Consider the following 13,486-nt stretch of genomic DNA (forward strand, 5'->3'; position numbering starts at 1 on the left):
CCGCAGGGGGCGGGTGTGGATGGGGGCCGGTGGGCCCCGACTGGGAGGGCCGGGTCGAGACGACCCGGCCCTCCCGCCGGTCAGTCCGTCAGGACTGCTTCTTGACGTTCTCGAGCTGGAAGTTCCCGAGGGGCGTCACGTGGAATCCGGACACCTTGTCCGAGATCCCGTAGACGTACGGCGAGTAGTACAGGTACGCGAGGAACGCGTCGTCGCCGGTCTGCTGCTGCAGCTGGGCGTACAGCGCCTTGCGCTTGCTCGACACGACCGACTGCTGGGCCTGGCTGTTGAGCTTGACCACCGCGGCGTTGTCGTAGTTCGTGAACGCCGAGTTCGAGCCACCGTTGGGGTCGACCGCGAACGAGGTCCACTCGTCGGGGTCCGGGATGTCCATCGTCCACGCGGACCACGCCATGTCGAAGTCGCCCGCGAGCCGAGCCTGCTTGTTCGCGGTCGGGTCGAGCTGCTTGATCTTCATGGTGATGCCGATCTTCTTGAGCTCGGACTGCATGATCTGCGCGATCGACGTCTCGTTCGGGTCACCGGAGCGGATGAGCAGCGTCGTCGTGAAGCCACTCGGCTGCGACGACTGCTTGAGTTCGGCCTTGGCCTTCTTCACGTTGTACGTCGGGCCGTGGGCGTTCTTGTCGTAGTACGGCGTCCCCGGGGAGAGCAGCGAGTTCGCGACCGACCCGTGCCCGAACAGGATCGCCTTGACCATGGCCTTGCGGTCGATGGCGTAGGCGATGGCGCGCCGGATGTGCACGTCGTCGAACGGCTTGCGCTTCTCGTTGAAGGCGATGTAGTCGATCTGCGTCGACTTGAACGTCTTGGCGGTCACGCCCGACGCGCTCGCGAGCGAGGACAGGCTCGACCAGTCCGGCGTGTCGTCGATGTCGATCTGACCGCCCTGCAGCTGGAGCTTCCGGGTGTTCGCGTCGGGGACCACCGTGAACACGATCTTGTTCAGGTGCGGCTTGCCCTTCTGCCAGTAGTGCGTGTTCTTGACGAGGGTCAGCGACTGGCCCTTCTTCCACGAGCTCCACTTGTACGGGCCGGTGCCGACCGGGTGCGTGTAGAACTCCGCCTTCGTCTCGCCGCCGTAGTTGTCGGGGACGATCGCGTTGCTGAACAGCGACAGGTCGGCGATGAGCGGGGCCCATGCGTGCTTGAGGTGGATGTCGATGGTCGCGTCGTCGACGGCCGTGACGTTGTCGATCGCGGCGTTGATGTACCCCCAGCCGCTCGAGCCCGTGGCGGTGTCCGCGTCGAGCGAGAACTTGACGTCCTTGGCCGTGACCGGGTCACCGTTCGAGAACTCGACGCCCTTGCGGAGGTGGATCGTGTAGTCGAGCTTGTCCGACGAGATCGAGTAGCTCTTGGCGAGCCACGGGGTGAGCTTCTTGCCGTTCGCGCTGACGTTGAACAGCGGCTCCATGATCTGCTGCTGCACGTGGATGGAGTTGTTGTCGAACGTGGTCGTGTTGTCCATCGAGATGATGTCGGCGGACCGGGCGATCGTCAGCGTGCCGCCCTTCGTGGTGGCTGCGGACGCGGTGGCGCCGCCGGTGCCGACGGCGACGACGACCGCCGCTGCGGCGGCGACGGCGGCGACCGCGACGCGGGTGCGTTGCTTCATGTGCCTCTTCACTTCCCCGACGTCGGACGACGCCGGTCTTCGGACTCGGGAGCGGTGCGGGGAGGACCGGTGCCGTCCGGAGGCGGCGCGATCCGTAGTGATGATTACAGTAAGGGCAGTTCTTTTCCGATTTGTTACGTTTGTAAGACGATGTCCGAGATGACCGCACCGCCGCAACCCGTCCTCGCGCTCCGCCCGTTCACGCCCGCCGACGCCGCCGTCGTCGTGACCTGGTTCACGACCCCGGAGCAGGCCTCCGCGTTCGCCGGGACGGGTGCGCCCTGGCCGTACACCGCGGCCGCGCTCCTCGCCTCGATCGACGATCCGAGTCGCCAGGCATGGACCGTCACCGCCGTCGAGGCCCCCGACGCCGTGCTCGGCCACGTCGAGACCGCGCTCGTCACCCCGACCACGGGGCGCCTGGCACGGATCGCCCTGGCACCCGGGCAGCGCGGCCGGGGCCTGTCGACCCCGATGCTCGAGCTCGCCCTCGACGCGGCCCGGTCGATCGGCATGGAGGAGGTCGCCCTGTTCGTCGTCCCGGGCAACGAACCCGCGCTGCGGGCCTACGCGCGCGTCGGCTTCCGCCCCACCGAGCGCGATCCGGAGCACCCGGAGTACCTGCGCCTGGCCCGCACCCTGGCTTCCTGACCGGTCCCCGCCCCCTCGTTCCGCGCCGGGCATGCTGGGACCATGCCGATCCTCCACAAGGACATGCAGGTGTGCATGTCGCTCGCCGGTCGCCCGAGCAACATCGGGACCCGCTTCCACAACTTCCTCTACGACGAGCTCGGCCTCGACTTCGTGTACAAGGCGTTCACGACCACCGATCTCGAGGGCGCGGTCCGCGGCATCCGCGCGCTCGGCATCCGCGGGTGCTCGGTGTCCATGCCGTACAAGGAGGCGATCATCCCGCTCGTCGACACGCTCGAACCGTCCGCGGCCGCGATCGACTCCGTCAACACCGTCGTCAACGACGACGGCGTGCTGACGGCGTCGAACACCGACTACGAGGCGGTCGCCGCCCTGCTCGCCGACCACGGCGTGGACCCCCGCTCCTCGGTCCTGCTCCGCGGGTCCGGTGGGATGGCGAAGGCGGTCGTCGCGGCGTTCCGCGGCAGGGGGTTCGACGACCTCACCGTCGTGGCACGGAACCGGGACACGGGCACCGCACTGGCGGAGCGGTACGGCTACCGATGGCTCGCCGACGGCGCCGGGGCCGGACACGCCGACGTCCTCGTGAACGTCACGCCGATCGGCATGCACGGCGACGCCGCCGGCGAGCTCGCGTTCCCCGAGGAGCGCATCGCCGACGCGCACACGGTGGTCGACGTCGTGGCCTTCCCGGCGGAGACACCACTCGTCACCGCCGCCCGTGTCGCCGGGAGGCACCTCATCACGGGCGCCGAGGTGATCGCGCTCCAGGCCGCCCGGCAGTTCGAGCGGTACACGGGCGTCGCCGTGACCGCGGACCAGGTGGCGCGCGCGTCGGCCTTCAGCCGCGCGGAGTGACCGCCGGCGGAGGCCCGTCCCAGCGGACGCGGGGCGACGCCACCGCGCGGTGCCGCGCGGAGTCCGCCACGCCCCGGCGCTGATCCGCGTTCACTCCGACTCCTCGATGAGTCCGCCGCGGCGCTCGAAGCGGAGTTTCCCGCTGAGGACGTCCTCGGCGATCTCGCGCGTCGGTCGGCGTCGCGCGAAGGCGTGCCCCTGGAGGAGCAGGTAGGCGTCCTCCGCGGTGATGTCGAGCTGCGCCAGCACCACGCCCGTCGCCTGGTGGACCATCCGCCGCGAGGACGGAGCGCGGTCGAGCACCGCCCCGCCGACGCCGATCGACGCGATGGACCGCTGGAGGATCCGCCGGCCCACCGCGGTGGAGAGCAGGCTCGCCTGCTCGACCTGCTCCGGCTCGAGGGGGGTCGGCTCCGGCGCGTACAGGTCCACCGCACCGAGTCGGAGCGGTCCGAACATGACGGGGAACGCGAACAGCGCGCCGACGGCCTCGTGCCGGACTGCTTCGGTGAACGCTGGCCACGACCGCGAGGCGCGGTGTCGGATGTCGTCCTCGAGGACCGGCTGCGCACGCCGGATCGCCTCCCAGCAGGGGCCCTCGTGCAGGTCGAACTGGATCTCGTCGATCCGGGACGCCGTGATGTCCGACGCCGAGATGGTCTCGTTGCCGAACGGGACCCCGAACGACGAGACGGAGCACCCTCGGACGGGGAGCAGCCGCACGAACGGGACGCTGAGGTCCGCGTCCCGTACACGCCCGGACCGGAGTGCGCTGAGGGTTCGCTCGAACTCGCCACTCATGCGGTCTCCTCCAGCGGGTCGCTCGCCTCGTGGTCGCCGTCGAGGTGCTCGTCGGGAGCCGCGCCGGCCCACGAGGGGAGCTCCGCCGACGGGTAGTCACCCTGCGGGTCGGGAACACGGACCATGGGGTTCACGGAACGTAACGTGATGCCCTCGACGTCGGAGGCCGCTCGGCGGAGCGCACGGCCGAGCACGAACGCGACCAGGTCGTCGACGCCGCCCGAGGGCCGGTAGCCCGGCCATGCGCGCTGGCCCTGGTCGAGCTGTTCGTCGATGCTGGCGCGCATCACGTCGGCGTCGTCGATCTCGACCTCGCAGTCGAGCACGAGACGGAAATGGGGCCGGTCCTCACGCGCGACACCGGCCACGTCCACGGGAGCGGTACGGCCGTCCATGTCCTCGCCGGACAGGAAGCGGAGCGTCGTGCTCGGCGCGATGCCGTACACCGAGCGGTACGCGGTCGCCATGCGGCCCACGTTGCTGAACCGCCAGCGCCGGGCGACCTCGGCGACGGTCAACCGCTGACCCGGCTCGGCGTTCCGGAGGTCACGGTGCACGCCCTCGAGCCGGACGCTGCGCAGGTACTCCATCGGCGACACGTCGACCTCGCGCTGGAACGCTGCCTGCAGGCCGCGCGGGGTCAGGACCGACGCTGCGGCGATGTCCTGCAGGCGGATGTGCGAGCGCGCGTTCTCGCGGATGAACCGGATCGCTGCACGGACCGGGCGCGACAGCACGACCGAACCGGATCCCGATCCGAGATCCTCGCTGTTCGACCCCATCGTGCAACCGTATTGCGTGCGTCCGGTGCGGACACTCGGGTTGGCCGCCGCACTCAGGCCCCGGGCTCAGCGCCGGTCCGAAGCGCCCATCGGCCGACCGCCACGAGACCGAGCCGGCGCAGGGTCTCGATGTTCCGGAGGAACAGCATCGGCTGCATCACGAAGCCCGGTACGAGGGTGCCGGGACCCTTGCTCGGGTTCTCGCGGATCGTCACCTTGCACCCGCGGCGGTGCGGTTCGACGGTCAACTCGACCTGGGCCTCCCCGAGCGGCCAACCGCGCGCCTGGATGCGCATGCGGTACGGCGGATCCCACTCGAGCATGGAGGTCGTGTCGTCGATGAGGAACGGCCAGGAGCCGAACGAGTGGTGGATCCGGGCACCCTCCGCCGGCCAGCTGCGGTCGAGCGCACGCATCCGGGAGGCCCCCACCACCCAGACGGGGAACAACCAGCCGTCGCGGAACACGTCGAACACGGCCTCCGGCGGGCATTCGAAGACTCGGACGTTGCGGGCCATGGGGACCTCCTTCTCAGGGCCGAGGGGACAGATCGACGTCCTCGGACAGGTGGAACGTGTGCCGCAGGGCGCTCCGTGCGGCGTGCCAGCCGGCCATGCCGTGGACGCCGGGACCGGGAGCGGCGGACTCGGAACACAGGTACACGCCGTCGGCCGGTGTGCGCCAGGGATCGGGCGACAGCGTGGGGCGCCGGACGAGTTGCCCGAAGGTGGCCGCACCCGCGGCGATGTCGCCGCCGACGTAGTTCGGGTTGTACTGCTCCATCTCGACCGCCGTCCGGCTGGAGCTGGCGATGATCGTGTCCCGGAACCCCGGGGCGAAGCGCTCGATCTGCCGGATGATGGCCTCGGTCTCGTCGTGCTGGGAACCCGCCGGCACGTGCGCGTAGGCCCAGAACACGTGCTTGCCCTCGGGCGCGCGACTCGGGTCGACCACCGTCGGTTCCGACCCGAGCACGTACGGGTGGTCGTGGCGGCGGCCTTGGGACACCGCGCGCTCGGCGGCGGCGATCTCGGCGCGGGTTCCGCCGATGTGGACGGTGCCCGCCTTCCGGAGGCCGGGGTTCGTCCACGGCACGGGGTCGGACAGTGCGAAGTCGACCTTGGCGGCCGCGTTGCCGAACCGGAAGCGCCGCAGCGCTCGCTGGTAGGAGGACGGGAGGCGCGACCCGGCGATCCGACGCATGCCCTGCGCGCTCGTGTCGAACAGCACCGCGCGGGCGTCGGGGAGGTCCTCGATGCGCTGGACCTCGGTGTCGACCTCGATCGTCCCGCCATGCGCGACGAGGTCGGCCGCCAGCGCGTCCACGATCGCCTGGCTCCCCCCGATCGGTACCGGCCACCCCCTGGCGTGCGCGTAGACACCGAGCGACAACGCGGCCGCGGCCGTGGCGAGCGACGGCATCCGCTGGATCGAGTGCGAGGCGACGCCGGTGATCATCGCGGGTGCCACGATGTCCTGGAACCGGCGGTTCCACAGTGCGGTGCCCTGCTCGAGGGCACGCAGCCCGAAGCGCAGGACCGTCACCGGGTGGCGCGGCACGTGCAGCAGCGCGTTCGTCGCGAAGTCGGAGACCTCGTCGGCGTGACGCGCGAGCGGACCCATGAGGTCGCGGTACGCGCGGCCGTCGATCCCGAGTCCGTCAGCCGTCCGGTCGATGTCCCGGTACGCGAGCCCGGCACGACCGGCGTCGAGGGGATGTCCGAACTGGACCTCGGGCAGGCGGAGCTCGATCCGGTCCTCCATGCCGAATCGACGGAAGAACTCGGACTGGAGCGCCATCGGGTGCACGGCCGAGCAGACGTCGTGGAGGAACCCCGGCTCGGTGAGCTCCTTGGTCCGCGCACCCCCGCCGATCGTGTCGTTCCGCTCGTACACGGTGACGGCGAGTCCGGCGCGCGCGAGGGTCACGGCTGCGGCCAGCCCGTTCGGTCCGGCACCGACCACGACCGCATCGACCACGAGCGCTCCCTTCGTCTGGACCCCCACGCTACGGGTCCGGCTCGTCGCGCGCCCACAGCGACGTGACGTCGTGGATGGCGTCCCCCTCCACAGGTCGAACTGCGTCGACTCGACCCGCGTCGACTCGATGTCTGGTCGGCCGGCCCTGCCGGTCGCGGGCGGCACGGGAGCCATCGGTGTAGCGTCCCGGGAGCCGGACGGAACCGTCGGCGTCCCTCGAGGAAGGCAGAGCACCCCATGCGCATCGGCACCGCCATCGCACTGCTCGTGATCGGCGCGATCCTCGCGTTCGCCGTCAACGTGCAGGTCGCCTGGTTCAACCTGAGCATGATCGGTTACATCCTCATGGTGGCCGGCGTGATCCTGCTCGTGATCAGTCTGGTCGTCGGCCTGCGCGGATCGAGCTCGACCTCGACGACCCGCACCGGCTACGACGCCGACGGCAACCGCATCGAGCGCCGGGACGACTACCGCGCCTGACCCCGGGGCGCCGGAAGCGCGGCAGCGGTACGTCCTCGAACCGCGCCGCCGGATCGGCCCGGGCCCGGTCAGTCGGACGCGGGCGGGTGTCCGGGCCGGAGCGCGTCGATGTCCGCCGCCAGCTCCTGCAGGCGGTCCTCGAGCCCGACCTCGTAGTCGTCAGCAGGACCCGCCGCCCATCCGAGCCGCCCGACGACGGTCGAACCGATGTCGTCCCAGGCCCGCTGCCGCGCGGCGATGACGATGGCGTCCACGAAGGACGGATCCTCGCTGCTCGCCTCGAGCCGCTCCGCCAGCTCGGTGTAGGTCGCCTCGCGTGTGCGGAGTTTCAGGTCGTCCCCGCGCTTGTAGTCGTGTTGGTGGCGGGACCGCCCCCGCGCGTTCTGCGCGACCGCTCGGATCTCGCGCATCCGCTCGGCGTCCTCGCGCTGCTCCGCGGCGAACCGACGGAGTTCCTCGCGCGCGGCCTCGGCGACCACGCGGGCGTCGAACGACTCGTGTTGCTGCAGTGCGCTGAGGATGATGCGGTTCGCGACGGCGATGACGATCGCGGACCGGGCGATGAGCATGCCCTCGTCGACGGACCGGCGCAGCTCGTCGGGGTCGACCGGCCGTTCACGCACGTCCTCGTGCTTCGGTCGCTTCCCGAAGACCGCCACCATCGTCCTCCCGCCCCGTCGTGGTCGCCCGCGCGGAGCGACCGTCCTCGACGATACCGAGCCGCGGTCGGGAGGGCGCTCGACCGCGGCTGCTCGTCACTCGTACCGCAGGGCCTCGATGGGATTCTGCCGAGCAGCCCGACGGGCCGGCAACGTGCCCGCGAGGAACGCGATGAGCATCACGACGATGATGATCGTCGCGACCGAGCCGGGCGCGAACTGCAACAGGTGCAGGCCGGGGAGGTCCTTGAGCACCGTGCGGGCCAGGAGGTTCGAGATCCCGGTGCCGAGCAGGATCGCGACCCCCGCGCCGATCGCGCTGCCGAGGAACCCGATGAACACGGCCTCGAGGCTGAACAGCGTGTACACCCGACCGCCACCCATGCCCATGGCCTTCATGAGGCCGATCTCGCGGGTGCGCTCCTGCACGCTCATGAGCAGCGTGTTGATGATCCCGAACCCGGCGGCGATGAGCGCGATCACGGCGAAGGCGTTGAGGACGCCGACGATGCCGTTGATGACCGTCTCGAACTGCCCGAGCTGGTCGGCGATGGTCTGTCCCGTGTAGCCCGCCGCCAACAGGCGGGACTTGACCTTGGCGACATCGGCGCCCGACGCCACCGTCGCCGTGGCGGAGGCGTAGCCCGTCGAGACCGCGGTCGGCTTCGCGGTCTCCTGGGCGGTGCGGAGCGCCTCGGTCAACGCCGCGTTCGCACCCGCACCACCGCCGAAGAGCGACTCGTTCTGCACACCGACGACCGTCGCCCGGACCTGGTGCTCCTGCCCGAGGTAGTCGTCGATGCCGATCGTGACGGTCGTGCCGACCGCGTTGCGCGCGCTCCCCAGGCCGAGGGCCTTGAGGTCGTTCGTCGGGAGCAGGAGCTGACGCTCGGACGACGTCGACGACAGCTGGCGTCCTGCGGCGAGGTCGGCGTGGATCGCGTCCGCGTCGCCGGCGATGCTGACGACGTACTTGCCGTGGTCGCCGTACTCGAGCCACTTCGGTGACAGCGCCACGGCCGGCTGCACCGACGCGATGCCCGTGGTCCGCCGGATCGCGCTGATGTCCGTCGGGCTGAGGTACGACACGGACGCCGGGCCGCGCTGCGAGGTCTGTCCCGACTCGGACGGGTCGTACTTGGCCGGCCCGTCGTCCGAGCTCGACGTCGTCGCGGCCTTGGTGACGGTGAGCGAGTCGGTGGTGCCGATCGATGCGACCTGGGTGTCGATGTAGGACGACACCCCCGTGCCGATCGCCGAGGTCAGGGTGATCGTGAACGCGCCGATGAAGATCGCGATCACCGTGAGGGTGGTGCGGAGCTTGGACCGGAACGTGTTCCCGATCGCGGTGCGCAGGAGGTCGACGAGGTTCACGCGGCGGCCTCCGTGGTGTCGACGATCAGACCGTCGCGGACGTTCACGCTGCGATCGCACCGCGCGGCGAGTTCGGGGTCGTGGGTGACGACGACGAGCGTGATCCCCCGTTCCCGCTGCAGTCCGAACAGCATGCCCTCGACGAGCTCACCGGTCGTGGTGTCGAGGTTGCCCGTGGGCTCGTCCGCGAAGATCACCGCGGGTTCGTTGACCAGCGCGCGGGCGATGACGACCCGCTGCTTCTGCCCGCCCGACAGGTCGTTGGCGTCGTTCCGTGCCTTGTCGGCGAGACCCAGCGCGTCGAGCGCCTCCATCCCGCGGCGGCGGCGATCACGCGACGACACCCCGGCGATCGTCAGCGGCAGCACGACGTTGTCGAGGACGCTCGTCCGGGGTGTCAGGAAGAACTGCTGGAACACGAACCCGAAGGTGTCGTTGCGCGTCCGGTTCACCTGGCGCGCGGACAGGCGCGCCGCGTCCTGACCGTCGAGGAGCACCTGACCGCTCGTCGGCCGGTCGAGCAGGGCGAGCAGGTGCATGAGGGTCGACTTGCCGGAGCCGCTCTTGCCGACGATCGCGAGGCTCTCGCCCCGGTCCACCGCGAGCGACACCCCCTTGAGCGCGTCGAAGCGGGCGTCACCGCGGCCGTAGGTGCGGGTGAGGCCGCGGGCCTCGAGCACGGGAGTGGGCATGCCGCAACGCTAGCGGCGCCCTGCCCGGCCCGGGTGCGAACCTGCTGGGTGCGATGTCAACGGCATGTGGACGCGCGCTGTCCTCCCCAGCGTCAGGCCGGGACCGCCTCGCGCGCTGCGGCCCGTGCCACGATCCGATCGGACTCATGGACGGCGACCCGCTCGGCGGTCAACAGCAAGGAGGCGACATCGGTGGCAGTGCGTGACGGCGCGTCGTTCCAGCTCGTCAGGTCGCGGACGCGGCCCATCCGGACGTCGGGGGCGGGGCACCACATGACGGGGGCGCCCTCCTCGACGGCGAGCGCGTGCCAGACGAGGTCGAGCGCACGTTGGACCGGCTGCGAGTGGACGGCGTGCGGCCCGCCCGCGGCGTACACGACCGCGCCCACGAGGCACGCACCGACGAGCGGTCGACCGGCGACGTCGAGCGCCGCGGCGCTCGACGCCTTGCGCGTGCGGCCCCGGTCGTCCAGGTACGCGAACCACGCATGCTGGATCCAGCCGTGGTCCACGACGTCACGAGCGTCGGACAACAGGTGCTCGAGCGACGCGAGTTCCGCGAGCTGGGCGGCCACGCGACGGCCCCGGGCGGCCGCACGCCGTTCGTGGTGTCGATCGACCCAACCGAAGAGTCCCGAGCGGCGGGGCGTGGTGGTCTCCCGGACAGGAGAGGCGTCGCTGTCGACGTCGTGCTGGACGCGGAACTCGAGGGTCATGACGGTCCCTCCGGATCGGTGGCACGGAACGGTGTGGGGTCACGGTAGTCCCGTTCTCCTCGGAGGGCGATACCCCCGTTTCCCGCGGTGCTCCGGCACGGCTCCGGGTCGGTCCGGCCCGGGCTCGCGAGGGTCCGGCACCGCGTCAGTGGTCGAGCACGGCCTCGAGCGCACGGAGCCCTGCGGCCCGTTGGTCCGAGCCGTCGGGCGAGGCGGCGAGCGCGGTCGCGATCGACATCGCCCACCCGCGGGCGCGCGTCCACGTGTCGTCGTCGGGCGCGAGGGCAGCGCGGAACCGCTGCCGGGCCTCCCGGCCGAACGTGAGCCATGCCGTCGCGAGGTCGGTGGCCGGATCCCCTGCGGTCAGGTCACCGAAGTCCACCACCGCGACGAGCGCATCGTCGTCGACCACGATGTTGAACGGGTGCAGATCGCCGTGGAGCCAGAGCGCCGGCCCCTGCCAGGCGGGGGCGGCGGCGACCTGCGTCCACGAGCGCTCCAGGTCGGCGGCGCGCGGGATGCGTCCCGACCGCAGTCGTCGCGCCACCGCCGACGTGCGTCCGCTGAGCGGGCCACCGCGCACTGGGTTGTGCGGCGCGTCCTCCGGCGCGGTGACGTGCAGGGCTCGGAGGAACGCGGCGAGCGTCTCCGGTGCGTCGCGGGGGAGGTCCGTCGATGCTCCAGCCGGGCGACCGGCGACCCACCGGGTGACCGTCCACGACCAGGGGAACACCGCGGACGGCCGACCGATGCGCACGGGCTCGGGCACGGCGACGACGTGTCGGACGCGCGCGGCGATGCCGGGGAGCCACCGCTGCTCGTGCTCGACGAGGTGCGCGGCGGCCTCGCGCCGCGGCACCCGGACGAGCAGCTCGTCGCCGAGCCGCAGCACGACGTTGTCCCAACCCTCGGCGAGGGGTCGCAGCGGCAGGCCGGCGAGATCGGGGTGCTGGTTGAGCAGGAGTCGTCGCACCAGTGCCTCGTCGACGTCGATCTCGGCGTCTGGCACGTGCACCGGACGATGCTAGCCGCGCTCCGGTTCCCGGGCATCGGGAGCACCGGGAGCACCGGGAGCACCGGCAGCACCGGCAGCACCGGCAGCACCCTGCGGGCACGGTCCCAGCGACCGTCCTGGCACGCCCGCTACGGTGCCCCGGGTGTACGAGGAATGGCGCCGTCCGAAGCAGTGGGCGCGTGCGGGCGGGCTGCTCGTCGTGCCGTACGCCGTCGTCGCATGGTTCACCCTCGCCGTGACGCCCGTCCCGCAGATCGCGTTCGGGCTCGCCGTCGTCGGGATCCTCGGGGTGGTCGCCGCCACGATCCGGGGCTTCCGGACGTACCGACGGGGTGCCGTCGCCCTGGTCGGCGTGCTGCTGCTGCTCGCCGGTCTGGCGCTGTTCGGCCTCGACCCGTTCCCGGCGCAGATCGCGGGTCTGAGCGACTGGTGGCCGTCGGCGATCACGCAGCCGCAGACCGTGCTCAGCGGCTACTGGACGCTCGTGGCCCTCGGCGCGGTGCTCACGGGCGCGGGCCTGCTCGTGTGGCTGCTCCTCACGGCGCTGCTGGGGACGCCCCGCCCGCGCCGCTGACCCGCGGCCACGCAGAACTCGTCGCCGGCGGCCACGCGGGCGTCGCCGCCGCCGCCACCGCCACCGCCACCGCCACCGCCAGCGCCACCGCCGACACCCACGGCACCGACGCCCGTCATCCGCCAGCGGTCACGAACCGCGAGGGGCGGAAGTCCGCGAGCAACGGATGCGTGGCGTCGTGCACGACCTCCCAGGCCGTGAGCTCACCGAGCACGAGGCCGAGCGTGGCGCCACTGTGGGTGAAGAGCACGTGCAGGCCCGTGATGCCGTCGACGGCACCGGCCACCGGGTCGCCGTCGGCAGGGATCGGCTTGGGGCCCACCCCGACGCCAGCGACGGTGAGCACGGGATGCCCGGCCAGGACGGCGCGCGCCTCGGCCACCAACCCCGCGACGGTCGAGTCCCGCACGTCGTACCGGCCGTCATCGAGCACGCGGACCTCGCGCTCACTCCAGCCGGCGTCGAACACGAGGGAGCCGCCGGGTGCCGGGCGCACCGCGACCCGGGGTGTGTTGAGCACCACCCGGAGCGGCGTCGCGACGGGTTCGCTCCGGACGAGGAGTGCGATCGGGGTCTGGTCGGGCATGGTGACGCCGAGCGTGGCGAGGTCCCGCGGCACGGAGGGACCGGTCGCGAGCACGACGGCGTCGGCCGGGAGGTGCTCTCCACTCGCCGTGGTGACGCCGGTCACCCGGCCGTCGCGGACGGTCGGGAGGCTCCGTCCGGCTCCGGTGCGCACCGTTCCGCCCGCGGCCACGACCTCGGCGAGCAGGTGGTCGACGAGGAGCGCGAGGTCGACCCACCCCTCGCCGGGGTTGAGGACGGCGCCTTCCGGATGCACGGCCGCCGGATCGACTCCGGGCACGTGCCGGGCGACGTCCTCGCGCGACATCCACACGGAGTCGTAACCGATGCGGAGCTCGTGCTCGTGACGCTCCCGGTACGACTCTCCGGGAGCGGCCCAGGTCAGGCCGCCGTCGAACCGCACGACGTCGCGGCGGTCCAGCCGCTGCTGGACGGTGTGGTAGCGGTCGATCCCGATCGTGCGCAGCCGGTGGTACGCGTCGCTCCGCGCTCCCGCCGAGTTGAGCCAGGACAGGGAGCGACCGGACGCGCCGGACGCGGGACCGGCCTCCGTGACGAGCGTGATGGCGGCGCCGAGGCGGACGAGGTGCGCGGCCGTCGAGGCGCCGAGCACCCCGCCGCCGACCACGACCACGGACGTGGCACGCATCACGGCATCCCGGGGAGCGACGGCGCGC

At 71.7% G+C, this 13,486-nt stretch carries 15 protein-coding genes; 4 read left to right on the forward strand and 11 right to left on the reverse strand.

Annotated elements, in window-relative coordinates:
* Positions 1-88: 88 nt before the first annotated feature.
* Positions 89-1,639 carry an ABC transporter substrate-binding protein gene (locus DEI82_RS14400; RefSeq protein ID WP_111027743.1) on the reverse strand — a complete coding sequence of 517 codons (1,551 nt, stop codon included), beginning with the start codon at positions 1,637-1,639 and terminating at the stop codon, positions 89-91.
* Between the two features lie 159 nt (positions 1,640-1,798).
* On the opposite strand from DEI82_RS14400, the gene DEI82_RS14405 reads away from it, so the two are divergent.
* Together DEI82_RS14405 and DEI82_RS14410 are read left to right on the forward strand one after the other, a co-directional pair.
* Complete coding sequence (locus DEI82_RS14405; RefSeq protein ID WP_181435236.1) at positions 1,799-2,290, forward strand: GNAT family N-acetyltransferase; 492 nt, start codon at positions 1,799-1,801, stop codon at positions 2,288-2,290.
* 42 nt (positions 2,291-2,332) lie between these two features.
* Positions 2,333-3,151: a shikimate 5-dehydrogenase gene (locus tag DEI82_RS14410; protein ID WP_111037389.1), complete on the forward strand. Its 819-nt coding sequence runs from the start codon at positions 2,333-2,335 to the stop codon at positions 3,149-3,151.
* 90 nt (positions 3,152-3,241) lie between these two features.
* On the opposite strand, the gene DEI82_RS14415 is transcribed toward DEI82_RS14410, so the two are convergent.
* From DEI82_RS14415 to DEI82_RS14430, 4 genes are read right to left on the reverse strand one after another with little or no spacing between them, the layout of a single operon-like run.
* On the reverse strand, positions 3,242-3,952 hold the full coding sequence (locus tag DEI82_RS14415) for a GAF and ANTAR domain-containing protein (RefSeq protein WP_111037390.1): 711 nt from the start codon (positions 3,950-3,952) through the stop codon (positions 3,242-3,244).
* Entirely contained in the window at positions 3,949-4,734 is a 786-nt protein-coding gene (locus DEI82_RS14420) for a helix-turn-helix transcriptional regulator (protein WP_111037391.1), read from the reverse strand. The genes DEI82_RS14415 and DEI82_RS14420 overlap by 4 nt, the downstream gene beginning before the upstream one ends.
* A gap of 53 nt (positions 4,735-4,787) precedes the next feature.
* Complete coding sequence (locus DEI82_RS14425) at positions 4,788-5,252, reverse strand: SRPBCC family protein (protein WP_111011501.1); 465 nt, start codon at positions 5,250-5,252, stop codon at positions 4,788-4,790.
* 13 nt (positions 5,253-5,265) lie between these two features.
* The gene (locus tag DEI82_RS14430) at positions 5,266-6,741 is read right to left on the reverse strand and encodes an NAD(P)/FAD-dependent oxidoreductase (RefSeq protein WP_258368776.1); all 1,476 of its coding nucleotides are present in this window, start codon (positions 6,739-6,741) and stop codon (positions 5,266-5,268) included.
* Positions 6,742-6,951: 210 nt separating this feature from the next.
* Between DEI82_RS14430 and DEI82_RS14435 the strand changes: the two genes are divergently transcribed.
* Positions 6,952-7,194, forward strand: a complete 243-nt coding sequence (locus DEI82_RS14435) for a DUF6458 family protein (protein ID WP_111011499.1) — start codon at positions 6,952-6,954, stop codon at positions 7,192-7,194.
* 68 nt (positions 7,195-7,262) lie between these two features.
* On the opposite strand, the gene DEI82_RS14440 is transcribed toward DEI82_RS14435, so the two are convergent.
* From DEI82_RS14440 to DEI82_RS14460, 5 genes are all read right to left on the reverse strand, one after another.
* Complete coding sequence (locus DEI82_RS14440) at positions 7,263-7,817, reverse strand: hypothetical protein (protein WP_146242934.1); 555 nt, start codon at positions 7,815-7,817, stop codon at positions 7,263-7,265.
* 132 nt (positions 7,818-7,949) lie between these two features.
* A complete protein-coding gene (locus DEI82_RS14445) occupies positions 7,950-9,227 on the reverse strand; it encodes an ABC transporter permease (RefSeq protein ID WP_111037392.1) in 1,278 nt (425 codons plus the stop codon).
* Positions 9,224-9,919, reverse strand: a complete 696-nt coding sequence (locus DEI82_RS14450; protein WP_111011496.1) for an ABC transporter ATP-binding protein — start codon at positions 9,917-9,919, stop codon at positions 9,224-9,226. Before DEI82_RS14450 ends, DEI82_RS14445 begins: the two co-directional genes overlap by 4 nt.
* Before the next feature lie 92 nt (positions 9,920-10,011).
* The gene (locus DEI82_RS14455) at positions 10,012-10,635 is read right to left on the reverse strand and encodes a hypothetical protein (protein ID WP_111027749.1); all 624 of its coding nucleotides are present in this window, start codon (positions 10,633-10,635) and stop codon (positions 10,012-10,014) included.
* A 145-nt stretch (positions 10,636-10,780) separates the two neighbouring features.
* Entirely contained in the window at positions 10,781-11,650 is an 870-nt protein-coding gene (locus tag DEI82_RS14460) for an aminoglycoside phosphotransferase family protein (protein ID WP_111037393.1), read from the reverse strand.
* A gap of 142 nt (positions 11,651-11,792) precedes the next feature.
* On the opposite strand from DEI82_RS14460, the gene DEI82_RS14465 reads away from it, so the two are divergent.
* On the forward strand, positions 11,793-12,224 hold the full coding sequence (locus tag DEI82_RS14465; protein WP_111014208.1) for a hypothetical protein: 432 nt from the start codon (positions 11,793-11,795) through the stop codon (positions 12,222-12,224).
* 115 nt (positions 12,225-12,339) lie between these two features.
* Here the strand turns inward: DEI82_RS14465 and DEI82_RS14470 are convergent, their stop codons facing one another.
* Entirely contained in the window at positions 12,340-13,458 is a 1,119-nt protein-coding gene (locus DEI82_RS14470; protein ID WP_111037394.1) for an FAD-binding oxidoreductase, read from the reverse strand.
* Positions 13,459-13,486 lie beyond the last annotated feature (28 nt).

Source organism: Curtobacterium sp. MCBD17_019, from assembly GCF_003234555.1.
In the GTDB taxonomy this organism is placed as follows: Bacteria; Actinomycetota; Actinomycetes; order Actinomycetales; family Microbacteriaceae; genus Curtobacterium.